Annotated in this window: 24 protein-coding genes and 2 pseudogenes; 9 read left to right on the forward strand and 17 right to left on the reverse strand. The window is 43.7% G+C overall.

The features are described 5' to 3' along the window. Both JL57_RS34665 and JL57_RS16420 read right to left on the reverse strand, forming a co-directional pair. Window positions 1-156 (reverse strand): ATP-binding cassette domain-containing protein (locus JL57_RS34665; RefSeq protein ID WP_291300184.1); only part of this gene is annotated, 156 nt, incomplete at its 3' end. Next, complete coding sequence (locus JL57_RS16420; protein ID WP_291300180.1) at window positions 146-364, reverse strand: hypothetical protein; 219 nt, start codon at window positions 362-364, stop codon at window positions 146-148. The genes JL57_RS34665 and JL57_RS16420, both read right to left, overlap by 11 nt. A 77-nt stretch (window positions 365-441) precedes the next feature. Between JL57_RS16420 and JL57_RS16425 the strand changes: the two genes are divergently transcribed. From JL57_RS16425 to JL57_RS16435, 3 genes are all read left to right on the forward strand, one after another. Next, window positions 442-1,017 (forward strand): Druantia anti-phage system protein DruA, encoded by a 576-nt coding sequence (locus tag JL57_RS16425; protein ID WP_366557041.1) that lies wholly within the window; start codon window positions 442-444, stop codon window positions 1,015-1,017. Further along, on the forward strand, window positions 1,010-1,297 hold the full coding sequence (locus JL57_RS16430; protein WP_034143100.1) for a hypothetical protein: 288 nt from the start codon (window positions 1,010-1,012) through the stop codon (window positions 1,295-1,297). Before JL57_RS16425 ends, JL57_RS16430 begins: the two co-directional genes overlap by 8 nt. Window positions 1,298-1,710: 413 nt before the next feature. Continuing rightward, entirely contained in the window at window positions 1,711-1,914 is a 204-nt protein-coding gene (locus JL57_RS16435; protein WP_034143101.1) for a hypothetical protein, read from the forward strand. Here JL57_RS16435 and JL57_RS16440 read toward each other — a convergent pair. The 3 genes and pseudogenes from JL57_RS16440 to JL57_RS16450 form a co-directional block, all read right to left on the reverse strand. Then, window positions 1,911-2,852, reverse strand: coding sequence for an Rpn family recombination-promoting nuclease/putative transposase (locus JL57_RS16440; protein WP_034143102.1), 942 nt, complete (start codon window positions 2,850-2,852; stop codon window positions 1,911-1,913). The two genes, JL57_RS16435 and JL57_RS16440, sit on opposite strands and share 4 nt — an antisense overlap. A gap of 690 nt (window positions 2,853-3,542) precedes the next feature. Beyond that, window positions 3,543-3,980 (reverse strand): hypothetical protein, encoded by a 438-nt coding sequence (locus JL57_RS16445; RefSeq protein WP_034143103.1) that lies wholly within the window; start codon window positions 3,978-3,980, stop codon window positions 3,543-3,545. A 457-nt stretch (window positions 3,981-4,437) separates the two neighbouring features. After that, window positions 4,438-5,231 (reverse strand): annotated as a pseudogene (locus JL57_RS16450) (DUF3102 domain-containing protein). Between the two features lie 183 nt (window positions 5,232-5,414). Between JL57_RS16450 and JL57_RS16455 the strand changes: the two are divergent. Together JL57_RS16455 and JL57_RS16460 are read left to right on the forward strand one after the other, a co-directional pair. Then, complete coding sequence (locus JL57_RS16455; RefSeq protein WP_034143104.1) at window positions 5,415-5,639, forward strand: DUF1659 domain-containing protein; 225 nt, start codon at window positions 5,415-5,417, stop codon at window positions 5,637-5,639. Window positions 5,640-5,675: 36 nt separating this feature from the next. Continuing rightward, a complete protein-coding gene (locus JL57_RS16460; protein WP_034143105.1) occupies window positions 5,676-5,915 on the forward strand; it encodes a DUF2922 domain-containing protein in 240 nt (79 codons plus the stop codon). A gap of 206 nt (window positions 5,916-6,121) precedes the next feature. Here the strand turns inward: JL57_RS16460 and JL57_RS16465 are convergent, their stop codons facing one another. From JL57_RS16465 to JL57_RS16480, 4 genes are all read right to left on the reverse strand, one after another. Continuing rightward, complete coding sequence (locus JL57_RS16465) at window positions 6,122-6,931, reverse strand: ABC transporter ATP-binding protein (RefSeq protein WP_366557042.1); 810 nt, start codon at window positions 6,929-6,931, stop codon at window positions 6,122-6,124. 131 nt (window positions 6,932-7,062) lie between these two features. Continuing rightward, window positions 7,063-7,902, reverse strand: a complete 840-nt coding sequence (locus tag JL57_RS16470) for a metal ABC transporter permease (RefSeq protein WP_291300181.1) — start codon at window positions 7,900-7,902, stop codon at window positions 7,063-7,065. Further along, entirely contained in the window at window positions 7,886-8,704 is an 819-nt protein-coding gene (locus JL57_RS16475; protein WP_034143108.1) for a metal ABC transporter ATP-binding protein, read from the reverse strand. The genes JL57_RS16470 and JL57_RS16475 overlap by 17 nt, the downstream gene beginning before the upstream one ends. Next, window positions 8,701-9,636 carry a metal ABC transporter substrate-binding protein gene (locus JL57_RS16480; protein WP_034143109.1) on the reverse strand — a complete coding sequence of 312 codons (936 nt, stop codon included), beginning with the start codon at window positions 9,634-9,636 and terminating at the stop codon, window positions 8,701-8,703. Before JL57_RS16480 ends, JL57_RS16475 begins: the two co-directional genes overlap by 4 nt. Window positions 9,637-9,867: 231 nt before the next feature. Here JL57_RS16480 and JL57_RS16485 point away from each other — a divergent pair, with 231 nt between their 5' ends. The 3 genes from JL57_RS16485 (at window position 9,868) to tsaA (ending at window position 11,200) form a co-directional block, all read left to right on the forward strand. After that, a complete protein-coding gene (locus tag JL57_RS16485) occupies window positions 9,868-10,305 on the forward strand; it encodes a Fur family transcriptional regulator (protein ID WP_034143110.1) in 438 nt (145 codons plus the stop codon). A 69-nt stretch (window positions 10,306-10,374) separates the two neighbouring features. Then, a complete protein-coding gene (locus JL57_RS16490) occupies window positions 10,375-10,572 on the forward strand; it encodes a CooT family nickel-binding protein (protein WP_034143111.1) in 198 nt (65 codons plus the stop codon). A 22-nt stretch (window positions 10,573-10,594) separates the two neighbouring features. Further along, window positions 10,595-11,200: a tRNA (N6-threonylcarbamoyladenosine(37)-N6)-methyltransferase TrmO gene (tsaA, locus tag JL57_RS16495; protein WP_034143112.1), complete on the forward strand. Its 606-nt coding sequence runs from the start codon at window positions 10,595-10,597 to the stop codon at window positions 11,198-11,200. A gap of 239 nt (window positions 11,201-11,439) precedes the next feature. On the opposite strand, the gene JL57_RS16500 is transcribed toward tsaA, so the two are convergent. The 5 genes from JL57_RS16500 to JL57_RS16520 all read right to left on the reverse strand — a co-directional run bounded on the left by JL57_RS16500 (window position 11,440) and on the right by JL57_RS16520 (window position 16,927). Beyond that, complete coding sequence (locus JL57_RS16500; RefSeq protein ID WP_034143113.1) at window positions 11,440-12,249, reverse strand: manganese catalase family protein; 810 nt, start codon at window positions 12,247-12,249, stop codon at window positions 11,440-11,442. 218 nt (window positions 12,250-12,467) lie between these two features. Next, on the reverse strand, window positions 12,468-12,788 hold the full coding sequence (locus JL57_RS16505) for a CC/Se motif family (seleno)protein (RefSeq protein ID WP_034143114.1): 321 nt from the start codon (window positions 12,786-12,788) through the stop codon (window positions 12,468-12,470). Window position 12,789: 1 nt separating this feature from the next. After that, window positions 12,790-14,205 carry a carbon starvation protein A gene (locus tag JL57_RS16510; protein WP_034143115.1) on the reverse strand — a complete coding sequence of 472 codons (1,416 nt, stop codon included), beginning with the start codon at window positions 14,203-14,205 and terminating at the stop codon, window positions 12,790-12,792. 161 nt (window positions 14,206-14,366) lie between these two features. Continuing rightward, window positions 14,367-15,176 carry a LytTR family DNA-binding domain-containing protein gene (locus JL57_RS16515; RefSeq protein ID WP_034143116.1) on the reverse strand — a complete coding sequence of 270 codons (810 nt, stop codon included), beginning with the start codon at window positions 15,174-15,176 and terminating at the stop codon, window positions 14,367-14,369. Next, complete coding sequence (locus JL57_RS16520) at window positions 15,173-16,927, reverse strand: sensor histidine kinase (RefSeq protein WP_291300182.1); 1,755 nt, start codon at window positions 16,925-16,927, stop codon at window positions 15,173-15,175. The genes JL57_RS16515 and JL57_RS16520 overlap by 4 nt, the downstream gene beginning before the upstream one ends. A gap of 171 nt (window positions 16,928-17,098) precedes the next feature. Here JL57_RS16520 and JL57_RS16525 point away from each other — a divergent pair, with 171 nt between their 5' ends. Further along, on the forward strand, window positions 17,099-17,755 hold the full coding sequence (locus JL57_RS16525) for a Fic family protein (protein ID WP_034143117.1): 657 nt from the start codon (window positions 17,099-17,101) through the stop codon (window positions 17,753-17,755). Here JL57_RS16525 and amrS read toward each other — a convergent pair. The 3 genes and pseudogenes from amrS to JL57_RS34670 all read right to left on the reverse strand — a co-directional run. Continuing rightward, window positions 17,752-18,792, reverse strand: a complete 1,041-nt coding sequence (gene amrS / locus JL57_RS16530; RefSeq protein WP_291300183.1) for an AmmeMemoRadiSam system radical SAM enzyme — start codon at window positions 18,790-18,792, stop codon at window positions 17,752-17,754. The genes JL57_RS16525 and amrS overlap by 4 nt on opposite strands. Continuing rightward, window positions 18,785-20,053 carry an AmmeMemoRadiSam system protein A gene (amrA, locus tag JL57_RS16535; RefSeq protein WP_034143118.1) on the reverse strand — a complete coding sequence of 423 codons (1,269 nt, stop codon included), beginning with the start codon at window positions 20,051-20,053 and terminating at the stop codon, window positions 18,785-18,787. The genes amrS and amrA overlap by 8 nt, the downstream gene beginning before the upstream one ends. A gap of 735 nt (window positions 20,054-20,788) precedes the next feature. Further along, window positions 20,789-21,060, reverse strand: a pseudogene (locus tag JL57_RS34670) (hypothetical protein); the annotation flags it as partial.

Consider the following 21,060-nt stretch of genomic DNA (forward strand, 5'->3'; position numbering starts at 1 on the left):
AATCCCTGTCACGCACTTTAGGATCGTCGTTTTGCCGATACCGTTCTGTCCTAAGATGGTCATAATCTCTTTTTCGCCGAGAATAAAGCAGATATCCTGTAATAGATTATTGTCTTTTGTATATCCGAAATATCCATTTCTAACTTCAAGTATCATTGCCAAGCGCCTTTCGATGTTTTAAATAGGATCGCAAAGAACGGTGCCCCCACAAGGGCCGGAGATTCCAGACCACTGAAGCAGCTATGCTATCTTGTTCCCCACCGAGGAGTCCCGCGATTAATATTTTCCCGACTTCACCCGGAGAAATAAAATATCTGCCCCCGAACAGCGATCCAAAAAACGTCCCCGCCAAGATTAGCAGCATGGCAAGCCACACAAACTTTAAGTTCTTTTGTTTACAATCCGATCACCTGTGAATTAAAGGCACTAGAGCCGATTTACTTGGAAATTGCGAGAGCGGGTACGGATTTAAAGCGTTGGAGACATTATGTTAACGGGTATCATATGCTAGGTGACAAACAAGTCTTTGGTTCTCGCTTGGCTTACTTTATTAAATCACGGGAGACAATCCTCGGTTATCTTCAGTTTTCGGCATCCTCATGGGCTTTGAGTACTCGGGACGACTGGATCGGATGGAAGGTTCAGGATCGAAAGCAACGACTCCATCTGATCGTGAATAACAGCCGATTTCTCATACTTCCCTGGGTTAACATTAAAAACCTAGCCAGTAAAGTCTTATCATTGGCGATCAAACAGCTTCAAGAAGACTGGCTGCGCGAATATTGTTATGCGCCCGTCCTATTAGAGACATTCGTCGACACATCCCATTTTGCGGGTACATGCTATAAAGCTTCGAACTGGACCTATCTAGGAGAAACTCAAGGTCGAGGAAGAATGGACCGGGAAAAAGAGTATGCCCTAACTCGTAAGGCGATCTATATGTATCCCCTCCAAAAAGACTTTAAAGATGGTCTTAAAGGGATTAAGCCCTGCAAAACGGTGAACCCAGATGACTAGACCCGAAAAACGACAAGAGAAACGAGCGCAAGAAGACAAACTCAAACGGAAAAAGTTTGAAGCCCAAGGATTTATGTTTTCAACACAGGCGTATCCAGAGAAACGATCCATAGCCAATAGAAAGCGGGGCTACGAGACACCGGAAGACGAGAAATTAGACCGACAGAGCAGTGTCGAAGCTGCACTAAAGGTGTATCAAAGAACACTCCCCATCCTCCTTAAACGATTAAGCAAAATCAACGATCCGAGACAGCCAAATTGGTTGTTCCTGCATCGCTGAAAAGATACAGGTGAAGCTTTCCCCTGGTTTCAGCAGCCAATATTTGTTCAAAGACTGTTTGCAGGATTTGCTCAGGGACAGCGTCTGTATTGGCATCATCAATCCAGGCTAGCAGACCGTCCGTAATTTGTTTTAAGTTATGGTTGGCTATGTCATAGATAATGGCTTAGCTGCCCTCAAACCTAACTCTCCAGCGAAGGGCTCAGGGAAGCCTCCCTGCAGTCTTTTGCCAAATTGGAGACCATCCAGGCCGGGAAGTTGGCGGCAGGAGGCCTTCCCCACAGGCAGCGAGGGAACCGGGTACCACACAGATTCGGACCTTTGTCCTTTTTTTAACACCAAAGAAAGCACCGCTCATAGAATTTCATCAAACTCCGCTTTAATGGTACGTTTTCAGGAGTACATTTTTTATAATGATTGATCTAGGTTCAGCGAGCGGCGGATTCCGCTCAGCGGTTTCCGTTATTCGATCACTGTCGCCGCCGTTATTATGGCCATTGCCTTCCTTTTTCCTTGGCATTGCGCCGAAGGGGCAGCCAGTAAACTCAGTTTTAGAACTAAAAATTGCCCTTGGACTGCATAGTTCAGTCCAAGGGCAATATGGCTTCTATGGTTAATTCATTATTTTCCTGATTTCCTCTTCACTCAGTCCTGTAGCCTTTATAATCATGTCGATTCCCATACCTAGCCTCAGCAAATTTTCCGCCACTTCCAGCTTACCCTTCTCCATGCCTTTTTCCATACCTTTTTCCATACCTTTTTCCATACCTTCTGTGATTAGCTTTTCCGCAATAGTCATAACGACTTTACTCCTTTCCAAAGAAATCTCTTTGGCTAGCTCGTAGACCGTCTGAAATTCCAAATCATTCCTGGCATTCATGATGTAGCGGATAAAAGTCTCAAAGTATTCCAGCCCATTGCCTTGGTTTTCCAGCTGATTAAAAGCCATGATAGATTCTTCTAAAGTCTTCAGAAATACCGTGTAGTCCTGTTCCAAGATGTCTCTTAACAACTTTAAAAATATCTGAAGCTTAACGCTGCCTTTGATGTCCGCATTACTATAGTGGGAGATATTATACAGCAGGTAGGAAAAATCCGGAAGGCAGCTGGCTACGGCAAGTGGCAGCTGATCATAGTCTTCGATTAGGCCTGAGAGTTTCACCGGACTGTTCCAGCGTGCTTTGCCGTGATAGACCACCAGAGGGATGATTACTGGCAGTTTAGCCGTGGGCTGATCCGTCGTTTTTTGTTCCCAGATGTTCAGCATATATTTCAACAATTGGAGGGCTATCTTGGGAGAGGGGTAGCTTTTATGCTCAAAAAGAAGGTAAAGATAGCCGTCTTTATGATTGATTTTAGTTTGGAATAGCAGATCGGAAAAGGTTTCTTCCAACTCTTTTTCAATAAAGCTGTCCTTTTGCAGAGCGATGGTCTCCAAGTCCATGAATTCCAGGAGTTCCCGAGGCAGATAGTTTTGCAAAAAATCCTGGGCCGTCTGGAGATCACTGAGGGTCTCTTTGAAAAATTTGTCATGGGGTTTATGGATAAGACTCAATTCCCTCACTCCTTTTGACGGATAAAGAGGATACATTCCGTAAACGGAAATAGACCGCCACTGTACAAAGGTTCGGTCTATTCCGCACTTTTGAAGCCGTCCGCCCTTTAAGCGGCTGTTACACTGGAGTCATGTTAGCTGCATAACTCCTTTTGGTAATAGTTTACCATAATCAAGTTAATATTATATACCTAGCTATACAATATTTATAAATTTCAAGCTGGCGTAAGATACCCTGTTTAAAGTGCTAATAAACAACTTTTATAATTATAGTAAACAAAAAAATCCCAAACTGATCACGGATCACATAAATAACCAATATTTGCTGACCATTGCCGATTTTTTGAACAAAATCAACAGGACAACAGCAAGTACGCCTGTACTAACAGTACTATCGCGGGCCTTACCGCCTCTCCAAGCCATCCGTTCACCTCCCCAGAAGAAGCTACCTCTCTATTCCGCTCCGGCTTTAAGAGCCTCGCTCATGGGGATACGCGCCACCTTTTTTCTGCACATCAGCTTTGCCAATTCATAAGTGGCCATCACCACCACAAAACCCCCCAGCATATAGCTAAAGTTAAGCTTAACCGGCAGAACAACCTGCAGACTCTCCGTCAGCGATTTAACTTCATTATTTGTAATTACACATAAAATCAAATGGAAAAGCTATTGTGATGAGGATCAGGGTGCCTAGTAATAATCTCCCAACTCCGTTAAGCGATTGGGATATATTGCCAGGCTGTTTTTGTTCCGTAATATTTGAATACAGTAAGACCAAATATAAAGTTGCCAAAAGGTTTTTCCTCGTTTTTCGCTGTAGTAAGCTGCTTCCTCTGTAAGATAGGGCTTCAAGTTACGGAAGTCCAAGTAATAAACTCGATTATCTTCTACGCGAAAGGCAAGGATCGAATGGTCAGCATTGTCCAACATAGACACTTGAACCGTCGTTAGGTCAGTGCACCCGCACCTCCTCGGATACAATTTAGACTGTGGCGTACAAATAATCACAGTACTTCCATCGTTTAATATGCCGTTAAAAAATATCAGTTTCCTTGGAACTTGGTAAAGGTCAGTTTTCAGATAGTCTTCTAATTCTTTTACGACCTTTTCTTTTAATGGAATACTCATATAACCACCCCTAATGTCCTTTCTATTATTGCACCTACGCTCGCTGACTTACAGCCTCTCCCTATCTTCCCATGCAGCCTAAGTCGAAAATGCAGGTGAGTTTGAACAACCTTACTCAAAGCATATGTGCTCAAGCCCTCATCTGTGACAAACAGCTACTGTCTCAACTCAATTAATTCACGGAAGCCGCCTGACGGACAGACTTTCGCCGATCAGCTGTTCTAAAGTCACGTGGCCTTGGCAGATCAAGAAAACTCTTGAATATAAAAAGAGCCTTTTTACGGCTCTTTTCAACTATCACGAAACCCGCCTACACCTGATGATTGTCATGCCTCAATTTCTCAAGCTCTCTCGCCCCATCTTCAGAAGACTATGAATAAGATGAAGATGGAACTCCGGGAGCTACTCCCAATGAATTTAAACTCTATCTATATTATCGCATCAAATCTAGGATTATTTACCACTTTTCATAAGTGGCGTAGGTTTCAACCGTCTTCATATTCGTCCTGGGAACAGGCGGCCACTCTTTAAGCCTTTCGACCATATATTCAGCAAGCTGGCTCGCGTCTTTACTGCATTTCTCCTTCACCGCCAGATCAAGTCTGGCCAGTTGGCCGAGGGCTTCCAGCAGCTCCTAGAAGGTATCGGCAATCGTTTGGCAGCAAGCGGTGCATCTCTTTCTTCATACTTCGTGGTAAAGGTTTGAGAGGCTGCAGTTTTTGGCCTGCTTCTTGGTTTGTCGGTTTTTTTGACGGTTTGATATTCTATCTTGATTACCCCGGGATTATCGGACAGGGGCGTGACTTGAGCCTGCTCTTTCTCCGGAGGGATTTGCTTCCGTTCTTTGAGCGCCCGATCCAGCTCCCGGGTGGTCATATTCTTAATATCATGCTCCAGGATAAATCTCTCCCGCTCATCTTCCGGAATTCCCAGCAGGAGAAGAGCCTGGTAGTAGGTCAAATTCGCCAGTACTGGCGAATTTGACCTGCCAACCTCAGCGCCGGCAGCGAATAGTTTATCTCCATATTCTTTAAAAAGCTGCATCAGCTTGTTGGCTGTGCGCTGGGAATAGCTCACCGATTCCACCAGCCATTTTCCCCATTCTCCATGGGGGAGCAGGTCCTTGGCCTCCTTCAGGCGCCTGCCGATCTCCATGGCACTGGTAAGCATGATTTTATCAGTCTCTTGTTTAATCTTATTAATCTCAGCCGCGATGACTAGCGGCGTACGTTCAGTGATGGGTTCATTCATTTTGATTCCCGCCTTTTTAATAGCTTTAATGACAGCATACGCAGGCGGGTTTCGAATGGTGAAGGCTTGGCTATGAACCATTCTTTTTGTTTCGGAGGGTAACCCCCCGGGGTACAAGCTCATAGTATATAGAGACATGCCGGAACAGCCGGTTTGTCAAAAAGATCAGAAAGGAGCAAGAAAATGTCAATCATAGCTGAACCTTTGAATTCGGTACTGGTAGCAGTTTACCAAAGCGGATCTACTCCCGCCGGAAGCCCGGTAACCAGGCAAAAAAGCCTGAGCTATGTGCGGGCCGATGCCTCCGAAGAAGCCCTTTACGATGTGGCTCAGGCCTTATTCAGCCTATCACTGCAGCCGCTGCTGGACGTGCAGTTGAGAAAAAATTTCAGGCTGACAGAGGAGTAACCGTTTAAGAAAATCCAAAGAAAAGGAGGTGAGTTTGTGGCTACAACCAATACCAAAGTGGTCAGGTTAAGTTTTGCCACCGAGGGAGGAAAGACGTTTACAATAACAATTCCCAATCCCCGGGAAGACCTGAATCAAGCTGAGGTCCTGACCGTTATGAATACGATTGTCTCCGGCAATATTTTCCTGACGACCAGCGGCGCCCTCACAGGCCTACGGGACGTTAAGGTCATCGGCACTGTTACCGATGATCTTTTCGACCCACCTCAGGCTTAGCACCGGCCTTTTTCCCGACACTGACCTAACCTCAGCAACAAGCAAACTGCCGGCCAAGTCTGGCTTGGCCGGCAATTCCGGGCTTCATAAAAACACTCCTCAATGGCCGCTGCAAGACGTTTACTCAAAAGGTCAGTTTCCCTCAGAAAACTAAGTGTGTATTAAGTTGAGGGCATTGCCATCGCCTAACTCACGATTCATCCGTACTATTGACTGGTGAGCAAAAATTGAGGTACATGCTGTATGGGGTGTTCAATCATGATAACTTCGGTTTTATAGACAGCCGAAATGGTTTCTGGTTTTAATACGTGGTGGATTTTCCCATAGCTTTGCACGCAGCCTTTATCTAAGAGGAGAAGGCGGTCACAGTATTGACTTGCAAGATTTAAATCATGCAATACCATAATGACAGTAATGTCCTGAGATTGGTGCCACTCTCGAACGTGGTCCATCACGAGCATTTGATGCCCAATATCCAAGAACGTGGTCGGTTCATCCAGGATTAATACTTTTGGCTGCTGAACCATAGCTCTTGCTAAGCAGACCATCTGGCGCTGACCGCCGCTCAGAGCATTAACCGCTTGGCTCTTTATTTTCCAGAGGCCTAGGTTTTTAAGGACATCTTCGACAATCTGTTCGTCTAGATGGGATAGGTCCGCAAGGGGCCTTAACCACGGATAACGTCCCATGGCAACAACCTCTTCGATCGTGAAGGATAGGGGGGGGATCCCTTCTTGCTCCAACACGGCAATGAGTTTTGCAAGGTCCCGTTTTCTGTACGAACCTATATCTTTATTATGGAAGAGGATTTCTCCTTGACTGGGTTTTAGTAAGCCACTCATGGTCCGAATAAGCGTGGATTTACCACTGCCGTTCGGACCGATAATCCCAAAGATCTCTCCGCCTTTCACTTGAAAACTGATATTTTCTAGAACCGGACTAGTCCCGAAATGATGCTGAACTACGATTTTTAGGCTAAGAAAAATCGCTTGCTCATTATTAAATTTAAATCGAATGTATCACATACGCAATACAGAGTCAAAACTGACCAACATGGTCACCCTTTTGTTTCTCGTCTTTATTGACTTCTGATAGAATTTAGAGGGTAAAAAGCTTAACCATGAATTCTGAAATTAAGGCCTTAGCTCTACCCCAGTCTTAATTTCACCACAAACGTAAGTGCAAAGAATCCTGAAGTGATCAGTACAATCGTTGCCCCGGTAGCTGTTCCCCAGAAGTAAGATAAGATTAAGCCCGCTAGTCCTGAAACAACGGCGATCAAAACTGAGTAGATATGATATTGTCGCATATTTTTAGCTATATTTCGTGAAGAAGCTGCTGGTATGATCAGGAGTGAACTAATAATTAGGATTCCAACCCATTGGATTGATATTGTTACGATGACTGCCATCATTATGGTAAATAAGTATTCATACAATTTAACGCTGATCCCTCTGCTACGGGCTAAAGATTGGTTCATACTCGATAGCAGGAGCTTATTAAACATCACGACCCATAACAAGATAACCAGTACGAAGACAATTCCCAAGGTTAGTAAGTCTGATGGGCTAATACTTAACAAATCCCCGATAAGATACCCTGAATATTTATTGAAACCACCATTACGTGAAAGTATGACGATACCCAGGGCAACTGCCGTCGAAGAAAACACCCCGATGATCGTATCCGTGGAAGCCGTGTTCGCTTCTTTAACGAAAAGAATAGCTATAGTAATCAACACAGAGAAGAAAAGTATTGACCAGACTGGATTTTTGATCCCCAAAATAACCCCAATTGCAATCCCGGTTAGAGCAGAGTGACCTAAGGAATCAGAAAAGAAGGCCATTTTATTATTGACAATCATGGTGCCAAGTAAGCCAAAAATTGGAGTTACCAGTAAAACGCCTAAGAGAGCATTCTTCATAAACGCATACTGCATCCATTCGAATGGAAGTACTAAATCTACTAAGCTATACCATAAATGCATTAGCCACCCTATCCTTTTCATCCTTTCGGAAGCGATTAGACCAATCCAAACCGAAAGTTTGAATTACTTTAGCATTGCTGAAGACTTCTTGTGGAGTCCCGCAGCATTCAATTGTCTTATTATTGACGAAGGCTACACGATCTGCATACTCCGCTACCAAATTAAGATCATGTGAAACTAAGATTATCGACAAATCGTAGCTCTTCCGAAGGATGGCAACGGTTTGATAAAATAATTCTAACCCTTTTTGGTCAATGCCTGAAACGGGTTCATCCAGTAGCAAGAGATGAGGAATCGGATCAAGGGCAAGGGCTAATAAGACTCTTTGTAACTCACCGCCTGATAATTCCCCTAACCGTTTATTAATTAGATGTTCTCCATGAGTACGTGTTAAGCTTTCTATGACCCGCTCGCGGATCTTTTTAGGATAGGTAAACCAGATTGGGATGTTCGTATGGGCTGCAGCGAATAGGTCGAGGACACTAGTAGGGGAGCTGGAATCTAAATCGAGTTTTTGGGGAACATAACCTATAGACGGTCTGGTGGTTCCTTTATTATTAGCATCAAGAAATTGAAGTTCTCCGGTATGAGAAATCTCTCCTAGAACAGCCTTTAGAAGCGTGCTTTTCCCAGCCCCGTTAGGACCTATAATAGCCGTCAAATCCCCACAATGAATGTGGAGATTGACGTTCTTCAATATTTCTATACCACTGCGTTTAACCCCAAAGTTATTAATTTTGGTGCAACATAAAGTACAAGCACAGGTTTTAGATTCGGAATTGGCACATTTAGGATGTTTCATTTTAAAGCCTCTTGTAAGATTATGAGATTGCTTTCCATAAGATTAATATAGGCATCGGCCTCTATTGGCCCTGTTACGATTGGATCAAGGGTATAAACTTTAGCACCCGTCTCTTTGGCAATGGAATCGGCCGCTTTAGTAGGATATTGGGGTTCGGCAAACAGAGCCTTGATCTTGAGACTTTTAACCTGTTCTATGGTTTCACTTAACTCTTTAGCATTTGGTGCGGAACCTGGCTCACGTTCGATAACCCCTGCAATAGTTAAATTAAATTCTTTCGCGAAATAAGGAAAGGCCTCATGGAACGTCACGATATTACGTTGTTGTACACCGTCTAAAGATTGATGCATTTTAGTTCTTAGTGCTTCGAGCTTCTTAATATAGGCTTGGGTATTTTCCTGGTATTTTAGGGCATTTGTGGGGTCTAATGAAGCCAGTTGATCTCCAATAGTTTTTACTTGAGTAATGGCATCCGTAATACTCAACCAAACATGGGGATTATCCCCTTCATCCCCATCACCTTCAATTAACGTTATTCCTTGACTGGACTCAATGATTTTCAGATCTGGCATTTGACTCGTAACTTTATCCATAAACGATTCCATTCCAGCCCCATTAATGACTAGGATCTGTGCCCCCTCCAAATTTTTCATATCGTCAGGGGTAACAGCATAGTCATGCAGGCATCCGGTCGTAGGCTTAGTCAAACTAACAACGTTAACATCAGGGATGTCTTTGGCAATATTTAAGGTAAAAATATGCATGGGGTAAAATGACGTAGCTATGGTTAAAACCTTCTCAGTCTTTGTATCTGTGGTTTGACTTACTGCAGCTTTAGACTCGTTGTCCGTCCCACACCCACTCAATACCAATACCATAGCTAATACGCTTACTAACACGAGCCCTAGAATCTTGGGCTTCTTAGAATCCATAAAATTACCCCTTCCGCTACTTGCAACTGCCTTGCATTTGCATCTTCTTAGTAAATTATACTCTATTATTGACCATTGTAAACCATTACTTTACTTCTTAATCATTGAAATTAGACATAAATGCTCCGTGGGACTACTTTTTTTTCACTCAATAATTAAAACTAGCAAAATATTGCTAAAATATTAAAAAGGATTAAAATAAACATAGATAAAGTAATGAAGAATTAAGGAATGATCTTGTTGGACGAAAATTCAAACTATAAAGAACTACTCAACCGAGAAGGTATTAAAAGCACTCGGCACAGAAATGCTATCCTACAACTCCTGGAAGAATCCGAATCTCCGTTGACAGCTGAACAACTATTTATTACCTTACGTGATAAGTCGGCCTCAATTGATTTATCGACGGTCTATAGGACACTCGATACATTTGCCTCAAAAAACTTAGTGATCAAGTCCAATCGGGTGGATGATGGTAAAGCTTTGTATGAACTTAATCATCATGAGCACAAACACCATCTTTTATGTGTCGGGTGCCACAAGCTAATCTCTCTTGAAGACTGTCCTATGGGAGAACTTCAGCAAGTTTTAAAAAAGAAGATCGATTTTGATGTGACTGGACACAAGTTGGAGATTTATGGTTATTGTCATGATTGTAAACGGCTGTAGTTCTATCATACATGGGTAGTCTAAGTCTATCGTCTTTTTAAAGTATTTATTAGAGAAGGAGAAAATAAGATGTGTGAAGCAAATGCTTATGTTAAAGAGGGAGAAAATGAAGTCTTGTTTATGGAAGCGGTCGATATTATCGAACCGTATGATAATGGGCTTAAGCTCGTAGATATTTTTGGAAAGCAAAAGTTTATCCTAGCTAAAATCAAAGACATGGCCCTGCTCAACCACCGAATTCTTTTGGAAAAGATAGATAATATTTAGCAACACAGAAAGGGGTTAAGTTATGTCTATCTCATTTAAAGCGATTGGCACAATCCATACGCCCTATTTTGACCTAAATACCCCGCATCAACCGCTCCCTGATGCACCCGGTGATTTCTGGATTGCCTTAAATCCGGACTATGCCAGTGCTCTGGAAACCTTACAAACCTTCAATTATATCTACATCCTCTATTACCTTGACCAAGCCACTCCTTCAACAGAAATGTTAACACGAACTCCTTGGGCACCTGAACTTGAGATCGGACTTTTTGCCAGCCGTTCCCCTCAAAGACCCAATCCCATCGGACTGAGCATTGTAAAACTCAAGGAAATACAGGGTAACGAACTCGTCATTTCAGGAATTGATGCCTATAACGGAACCCCCTTACTAGACATTAAACCCTATATGTATTTTCTAGACAGTAAAGAGGATGCCAATAACGGCTGGTTTGATACCCTCCCCGATAAAGAACATACAATGGCACATGCCCTTGGACTTTCTCATGATCATAACGCTACTCAAGGTCACGAGAATGTTCACAAGCATCAGCACGATGATCACGACCATGACCACGGACACGTGCATAACCATAACCATTCAAACCATTCTCATGAACATAACGATTAAATTCTTGTAGAATGCATGGCTAGCGCCAAGCCTACAGATTGGCCTTCGGTCGAATACCTATGTCATCCATAGTACATTCCACACCCAACAAATTCTGTTCCGTAGCCTTAGTTGCACAGATGCCCTGGCTATGCAAAGCGAGTGTCTATGTCGTCATCATGATCAGTAACTTTTGACTGATAAAGCTAAGGGGCACGAGTTGTAAACTCGTGCCCCTTAGCTTTATCTATCTGAAATTATTAGTTTACAGTATTATTGGGAGGTTGTGGTTGAGAGTACTGTGGATTATTTCGCGTATGGTCATTATAGCCAGGCTTCACTTCCTTAGTTCCTGCCGATTGAGGATCTTTGCCATACTGGGCTGGCCCACCATATCTCTCATTAGGATTATCTTCATAAGAAATCTCATTGCCTTCGTTCCAAGGACCCCGACTATCTCCAGGCCCTGTCGACATGTTCATGTATTTTTTCGAGAAATCGGAATCACGGAAGTCTTTGTTCACTCCACTACCCTTTAGAGTCTCGATCGCTTGCATAAACGAGAAGTTATGTGATTCCTCACGACTTAAGAGGAAACGGATCATATCTTTAACCCCTGCATCGTCTGTTTGCTGGAGAAGGCGCTCATAAATCAGCTTAGCCCGGAGTTCCGCTCCTGCATTCGAGGAAAGATCAGTATATATATCCCCATTGGAATTCACGAAGTTAGCTGTCCAAGGTACACCTGCAGAGTTCACCAGAAGGGGTCCGCCTCCAAGTAAAGCCATATGATTTGCGGAGAAATCCTTAGGAATATTATCGACGGGACCAATCAGCATGCCAAGACACTCACCCACCATTTCTAAATGGCTTAATTCTTCAGCCGCGATGTCTTGGAGCAAATCCCGAATCTTCGGATCATTACACCCTAAACTCTGTGAGAAATACTGCATGGCAGCCTTAAGCTCACCATTGCCACCCCCAAATTGTTCGAGTAACAAGACAGCAAAGCGCGGATCGGGTTTATCCACATGTACGGTGTATTCCATATCTTTTACATGTTTAAACACTCTATAAGTACCTCCTTTATCTAGTTTCAAGTTATTATTTGATGAACCCTGGGAATTTATTCGACAAATAAAATTGCCCCTTTTCTTCTTTGTTAGAAGTATCAAGAAACGTTCTACTCTGAAAAATCATTCATCAGTGGTGCCGCGCAGCGGCATGGGGGTCTGATAATACAAAAAAGGAGGCTCAAAGCATATTTGCCTGAGTCACCTTTTTATCATTAATACACCCTAAGAGTCTTCCACTTCCATAAACCTTCTAAAACCACTTCATATCGTTTATCTTTCGTGATGATAAATGGATCATAGTAGATCTGGACCCCATCTTGTTCCTTTACTCCGAAATACTCTTCTTCCTTAGACCTTCCGAGATGCGCACCGACAAAGACAACGTTTGTGCAACACCCGGTTTGGGGAGCTTCTTCAAGAGTGAGGATTCCACCTTGTTTTTTAATATAATCAAGGGCCTGTGCCGATAAAGTAATGTTTACTTCAGATGGAGTTTCAAACTCCATCTGAAGGTCTACTTGGGGTTCGGCCATCTTATAAAATCTCCGTTTTGCGTTCTTTGCGCACTTTACTGGCAAAGAGTAACGTGATTCCGAGAGTAATTAGGAGTCCAACCGGATAAGAAATGCTCGTCGCTAGACCGAAGCCCTCCGGAGCTTGTAAAAGATAGGTGAAGGTAACTGCCGTCATGAAGATGGCAGGAATCGTAGCAATCCAGTGCAAGCGCTTTTCCTTAACAAGGTACATAGCAGCGGCCCAAAGAAGGATCATCGCTGTTGTCTGGTTCGCCCAGGAGAAGTATCTCCAGAGGAAATTAAAGTCAATCTTGCTCAAGCCGAAAGCAATAGCAAAAAGGGGAATGGAGATAGCCAAGCGTTTGGACATAGGCTTTTGGTTCATCTTAAAGAAGTCTGCGATGACCATTCGGGCACCACGAAATGCAGTATCTCCGGAAGTAATCGGCAGGATGATAACTCCGATAATGGCCAGCGTTCCACCGATAGCTCCAAGCATGGTTATTGATACCGTGCGGACGACTCCAGCGGGTCCGCCCGCTGCTAAAGCTTCTTGTAACCCACCCGTTCCACCGAAGACCGCCATTCCTGCGGCTGCCCACACAAGGGCGATGGCAGATTCCCCGATCATCATGCCATAGAATATTCTACGACCATGTTTTTCATTTTGAATCGTACGGGCAATCAGCGGAGATTGGGTAGCATGGAATCCACTGATCGCACCACAGGCGATGGTGATGAAGAGTAAAGGCCACATGGGTAAATTCTTAGGATGGAGATTGCTCAAGGTGAGTTCGGGAATAGGATATCCTTTAACAATCAATCCCGCACCAACGCCGACAGCCATAATAATCAGCAGAAGCCCAAAGAGAGGGTAGATCTTGCCGATAATCTTATCGATTGGCAAAAGTGTAGCTAAGATATAGTAGATGAAAATCCCAGCAGTCACGACACTCAAACTAATCCAAGAAGGAGTAAGCGTGACAATCAATTTGGCAGGACCAGCAACGAAAACAGTTCCCACGAGAACCAAGAGTACGACAGAAAAGACATTAACAAAGTGACGCATTCCTTGGCCGAGATACTTACCGACAATATCCGGGAGTTGTGCTCCACCGTTTCTCACGGAAAGCATCCCACTAAAATAATCGTGTACTGCACCGGCAAAAATTCCTCCGAGAACAATCCACAGAAAAGCAACTGGACCCCACAAAGCACCCGCGATCGGTCCAAAGATGGGCCCCAGACCGGCGATGTTTAAGAGTTGAACGAGACCCCCTCTGGCTGAGTCCATCGGAACATAGTCTACACCATCTGTTTTAGAATAGGCTGGAGTCTCAAGGGTTTCATTGATTCCAAAAACCTTTTCGACAAACTTACCGTAGACCAGATAACCAATAATAAGTGCCACAAATGATAGTAAAAAAGTAATCACAATAATCCTCCTCTCAGATTTAAAACTAGAATTAGGAATAAGTTCAATGACTATCCTTAGTTTAAATCTTGTTAGGAGGAAGATGTTGAATTTTAGTCCATAATGTCGAAAGTAATGTCTGAGAGTGAGTTTTTTAAGTGCGGTTTACAAAAATTTATACACTAGATTTCCAGTATATCCTTTAATGCTTTGACATAAGCTCTGCTCACGGGGACTTTAGAACGTTTTTCGTCATTTAAAATTAGAGTGTATGCTCCATTAAACCAAGGGACTAATTCTTGTACAGAGTTTAAATTCACTAAGTAGCTCCTGTGGGGGCGGAAAAATGGATAGCTCTCTAATTTTTCTTCAAGTGTTTGTAAGGTGTATTTGGTTGAATATACTTTGTTCGACGTTTTAATTAAGGTTTCCCGTTTTTCACAGTGGGCATAGAGAATGTCTTTAGGATCAATCAAAATAACGCTTTCTTCGCCTTGGACAGCAAGTTTTGAGATTTTTGGAGCTTGGATTTGACCAGCTGCAGCGGATACGCTCTCTCCAGCCATTTTTTTCAGAAGTTCCATGAGGGAATTATTGAGCATTTCATTCGGTGCATCGTTCTTAAGATTTTTCACTCTTTGACGAATTCGCTCTACCGTTTTCAAAACGCGCTCTTCATCAAAAGGCTTCAGAAGATAGTCTACAGCGTTGACTTCAAAGGCTTGGATGGCATGCTTGTCATAGGCTGTAGCAAAAACAATCATTAAAGTTTGATCCTCTTCGAGCAATTTTCTCGCCACGGTTAAGCCATCGAGATTGGGCATCTGGATATCTAAGAAGGCTACATCAGGCTTGAGAGCTAGGATTATTTCTAAAGCTTCAGTACCCTGGGTCGCCTCTCCCACAATTTCGATATCTTCGCATTGCTTTAAGAGATAAATCAGTTCATCCCGAGCGAGTGGTTCATCATCAGCGATAACGACAGAAATCACGCCATACCTCCCTTCTGGAGCGGAACTTTAAACCAGACACACGTTCCCTGCTCCAATTCACTGTCAATATGAAGTTGGGATTCCTCGCCAAAATGGTATATAAGACGTTGGTTCACATTATATAAGGCCAAGCCCGTCCCTTCTTGAGATTCAATTCGACTGTGAAGTAATTGAGTAATTCGTTCTGGGGAAATTCCAATTCCATTGTCCTTCACAGAAATCAGGGCATACCCTTCGGTTTCTGCAACACGAACGAGGATTTCCCCGATTTTCTCAAGCCCTTTTAGTCCATGACGTATTCCATTTTCCACAAGAGGTTGAAGTGTCAGCGGAGGTAAAAGAACATTTTCCAGCTTAGGATCGATTTCAAGTTGAACACTTAAGCGTTCTGTGAAACGAGCTTGTTCAATATCCAGATAAGCACGAGTATGGTCAAGTTCCTGTCTTAGGGTGATGAATTCATGCAGGGAGGCGTTTAAATTTTGCCTGAAAAAGTGCCCGAGTTGAATAAGCAGTTTACGTGCCATATCGGGTTGAGTACGGATGAGAGCCACCATTGTATTTAAGGAATTAAACAGAAAATGTGGGTTAATCTGCGCTTGAAGTGCTTTAATCTCGGCCTCTCGGATGAGCTGAGCATGGTTCTGCGCGTCGACCACTTCAAGCTGATGTGAGAGAAGTTTACCGAGACCCTGGGCTACTTCTTCATCGACCGGTTTAATCTGTTTGACGTTTAAAAAATAGAATTTTAAAACCCCAATCACTTCGTCTGCCTTTTTCAAGGGGACAATAATTGCAACCGCAAGTGGACATCCTTTTTGCGGACAATGGATTTCATCTAAGGATTTGGGTATATATAGTTTTCCAGTTCTGAGTACGTGCTTCGTCGCATCAGTCAAAACCGTGTGTCCTGGCAAATGATGATCATCCCCTATCCCGACATGGGATAGAATTTTTTCGTGATCCGTAATTGAGACTGCAGAAGCACCCGTTGTTTTTAAGAGAAGCTTAGAAATGTGGGTTGCGGATTCCACAGTAAGCCCACTCCGGAGATTGACCAGCATTTGATCGGCGATATGGAGAACTTTTTGAGCCTGATTGGCTTCGATGCGGTCCTCTTCGTGTATGACAGATCGTATAATCGCGACAAAAAGTGCGATTCCCAGGCTATTAGCCAGAATCATCGGCATGGCAATAACTTGAACTAAGACAAGCGCACTTTCCCAGGGTCTAGCGATGACAAGGATGATCAGCATTTGAGCCGTCTCAGCAATGACTCCGGTCAATAGTGCTTTTGAGGTAGGGACGATTCTACGATTTCCGATCTTAAGATAAACGAGGCCGGCGATTAATCCTGCAGTCACCGTGGAAATTCCACAGGCTATACCAGTAAAGCCACCGAGAAGGGTTCGGTGAATACCCGCGATCAGCCCTGCTCCCAGACCAACCCAAGGTCCCCCTAAAAGTCCACCGATTGCGACACCCACGACCCGTGAGTTCGCGAGAGCCTCTTCAAAGCCGATTGCCTCTACGCGGGGAATCCAAAGAAACGAGTTGGAACTGGGTCGAATAGAAATCCCAGTATACGTGCCGACGATTCCGAATAGCCCAAATACTATTGAAAGTTTAATGATCGTCCAGCGATCGAGTTTATGATCGATGAGGTCACGAAACGCAGTTAGCCGCGTTAGGATAAACGCGATCGCCACGATCAGGCCGATTTGTTGAATCATTAGGAATAAGAGTTGCACAGTTACTAGGCTCCTTTAAGTCGGGCTATTGATTACCGGTTGTATTCTTCCGGTATACTATTGTAGTAATAAAGTAATTATAATATATTTATAAAATAAATACTTTATTAATTACTGAGCAACAGCTCGCAGTTATTACGTAGTATATCAGCGGGGGAGGATGAGTGAAACATGGCTGACAAATATAGTTTAACGTTAGAACAAAATATCTTCCTGGCAAAAAAATTAATTGTTGAGAACATATACAACAGCGCAAAACTTGAAGGGTGCAACGTGACTTTCCCCGACACACAGACTATTCTCGATGGAATCAGTGTTTCTAATCTTAAGATTTCGGACATCGAATGTGTTTTAAATTTAAGAGATGCCTGGAAATTTCTCTTAAACAATATCGAAAAGCCGTTTGAACTTGAATTTGTTTGCAAGATAAACTCTTATGTTGCCAGAAATGAAGCCCTTGAATGGGGGGTCTTGCGCAATGGTAACGTTGGTATTTCAGGAACAAATTATGTACCGCCTACACCGGCCAAAGAGTGCGTTATTCGGGAAATAGAAAAAATCAACAACATCGAAAACGTCACGGAAAGGGCGATTAGATATTTTTTGTGGGGAATGAGGAGCCAATTGTTTTGGGACGGGAACAAACGGACCAGCACCTTGTGCGCGAACAAGATTCTCATTAAGAACGGCAAAGGGATTCTCAGCGTAAAAGAACAGGATTTACGAGAGTTTAATCAGCGTTTAGCGGAATTTTACAATACCAATGACTATTTGGTAATCGAAGACTTTATTTATGATAAATGCATCAGAGGGATTGATTTTACTTAATCCATCCCAACGCCGAAAATCCCCTCTCCACATTTCGGACAACACCCTCGCTCCAGTCGATTCACCAAGACAGGTTCACGCTGAATCACAGTTTCTCCACACTGAGGACAAAACGTCGTATCTCCTCCTCTGACATTCCCCAAATACATATAAGGAAGATACTCTTTCCCAATCTTCCATAATCGCTCTAAGGTCTGTCGATCCGTTGGCGGAACTGCAAGCCGATAAGCAGGGTGATAGCCGCTCAAATGCCAGGCCAGTGGGACATCGAGTTGATGTAACCAGCGGACCAATCCAGTAATCTCGTTAGGGTCATCATTAGCCCCCGGAATGATGAGCGTCGTAACTTCCAGATGAACCCGCCCAGCCAAACGCTCAACATTATCTAAAACCCAAGCCAGTTTGCTTCCACAATAGTGTTGATAAAATTCCTCCGAGAAGGCTTTAATATCTATATTGACGGCATCCAGCCACGGAATCAACTCTTCGAGAAACCGTGGCGAAATCGTTCCGTTACTCACTAAAACTACCTTCCCCCCTTGAGCTCGCACCAGAGGAGCGGTATCCCGGATCATTTCGAACCACACGCTCGGCTCAGAATAAGTAAAACACAGCCCCAACGATTTCTGCTCCCGCAAAGCAAACTCTGTAAGCTCGGCAGGAGTGACCTTTCTTCCAACTCGATGTTGCTGAGATATCTCGTGATTTTGGCAAAACGAGCAGCTTAGGTTGCAACCAAAACCCCCAACGGAAAAAATCCAAGAACCAGGATAATAATGATAAAGAGGCTTCTTCTCAATCGGATCCATATTCCAAGCTGCCACTTCACCATAGGTCTTAGATACGACCTCCCCCTGACGGTTTTCCCGGGCATGACACCGCCCCGACTGCCCATGTCGTAATTGACAACGCTGAGGACACAACAGACAACTCGCCCTATAGGAGTCTTTATTCGTATTAATCTCTTGAGTTGGATTAGCCGTATTACTTAACTCCTTTGGATTACTTGCATTACTTACATCATTTGTATTACTCATAATGTCGCTTGACCTCAAATCGCCAGAGTTCCACTGGGTCTCCCACCGGAATCCCGGCCTTTTGTTTAGCAATACTGATTTGGTCTGAAACCGTATCGACCCCTTCCAAATGGGGGAGTAAAAGTCCGCTTCTCCCACGCTGGCGAACAACGACTCCATACCTCCAGGGATCCAACTCTTCCGGCCCTGCAATTTTCTCAAGTTCATCAAGGACATCCACTGTGAAGCTCAGGGTATCCAGTTCATCTGTTTGAACTGGAGGGAAACGCGGATCTTGTGTTCCGGCAGCTAACGCATTATGTTGAATTTCCAAGGCTAGATTTTCCTGCCAAGGCTCAGTTGTTCCAATACATCCGCGTAAATGCCCACCTTGTTTTAGGGTTACAAAACATCCCCTCCGCACACCAAACTCGGATGAGGATAATTCGGATAATTCCAGTAAACTAGGGTCATCCTTCTGTAAATAGACCCTAAGACAACGTCGCGCCCACTGTGGCAAGGGTGAGGAATGATACAGATCCGCCACCAGATATCCCACCCCAAACGGTCCTTCGTAGGACAGCACTTCAGGTGCTCCTTCTTTAGCAGCCAGCGCCAAGCGAAGACTCCGATAACCACACTCGCCCGCTTTTTCAATAAGGTCAATGGGTATATCGGTGATCTTTTTCGGATCTCGTTGAAGGGTCTTGAGCACGAATTGGTCAAATTCTGGCCCAGCAGAATCGAAGCCGTAGGGTCCGTCCTCCTTTAAGCGATGAGAGAGATCCCCACTAGCCACAAGCGCATAGCGTCCAGGCAGCTTATCAAGGATTTGACCCATACGCCTACCATACTCCTCTGGCTGTTCTAAGGGCATTCCCATGAGAACAACCTTTCCGTTCCACCCTGCTTTTTGCAAAAAATAAAGGGGTACAAATGCACCATGATCGATTACCCCCCGCACCGTAACCACCCCCGAGAGGTTTTCTAAAAACTGCGCAATGATCTTAGTGTCACTTGCAAATGACAAGCTCACCTGCCCAGCTCCGAACTGGACGAAGTCCCCATGAATAGCATCATCTGTGGCTAGAGTGATCCCGTCTTTAGTCAGCGGTGCATGCGGTGAGACCAGAATCACCGTTTCAACCTCTGCCTGAACAAGACGCCGTGCTATTTCATAGTAAGCATCCAAACTCGCTTGACACTTACGTTCTTCTCCCCGTCCAACTTCTGGGACGAGGAGGGGCGGATGCGGAACAAATACCGTATAAACCAAACTCATAAACCCAGCACTCCCTTTTACGTTGGAAATATTACCATCTCTATTTTACCCTGATATTTCAAAAAAATTAAGCGGCATGGGGGTCTGAACAGACTAAAAAACAGACATTAACTCATTGTATCATTCCTCTACACCGTACCCGGCTGTGATCGAATCTCCCAACGCAAGATAATAGTTTGGCACTTTCTTATTATCACCACCAGCCCAGAATATACTAATATACGGTTTGTATTCCAATGTATACCTTTTCTCCAAACTTGCTTCATAAATAAAAAGAAACGGATCGGCTTTTTACGATCTGTTTCCTTTTTATATGGCAATTTAGAGCTATTATATCATGTCCCTTATTACCACATAATATCACATGGCCGAACTAAGCAGAAGTAGGCTACCAGGAATACAATAGTTGGAGATAATTTATGGTTAATAGTTTAAGTAAAGGAGTAGCATTATGGAATTAATCAGTGTAAGAAAATATAAAGACGATTTGCCCCTCCATACCATTAACAGGATTAGAAATATTCTAAACGAATGATAGTGTATGTACAATAAGGTACAGGAGTGACAAACCTGAAAGGAGTTTGGGATTTTTGATTGCCATTTTTAACTTTAAGTGTTTATTCTTCTTTCCAGATAGGAACTTTAGCTAAAATTCCAAGCCAACAATAGAGTAGGGGCGATTACTCGCCCCTCTCACGGAACCGTGCATGCGGACCATCGCACACGGCTCTTCCATCAGTTCGCCTTTTTAGCACAAAGATTTTCGTAAACACCTAACAGACTGACAAAACCAATCTTTTCAAACCATTTAAGGTCAAGGGCTGCATGAACCATTTGACACGCCGAATTCCGCCACCTAGTCATGGACAAGCTTAACATCTTGTCCTTTTTCCATCCTTTGCGCATTAGGATAGACCAAATACGGCGTGGATTGCGCCAACTCCGCATCTGTACCATTCTGACTCGTCGCCGTATCCACGTATCTATGGTTTTAAATAAGGTTTTTA

The organism is Desulfosporosinus sp. BICA1-9, assembly GCF_000802135.1.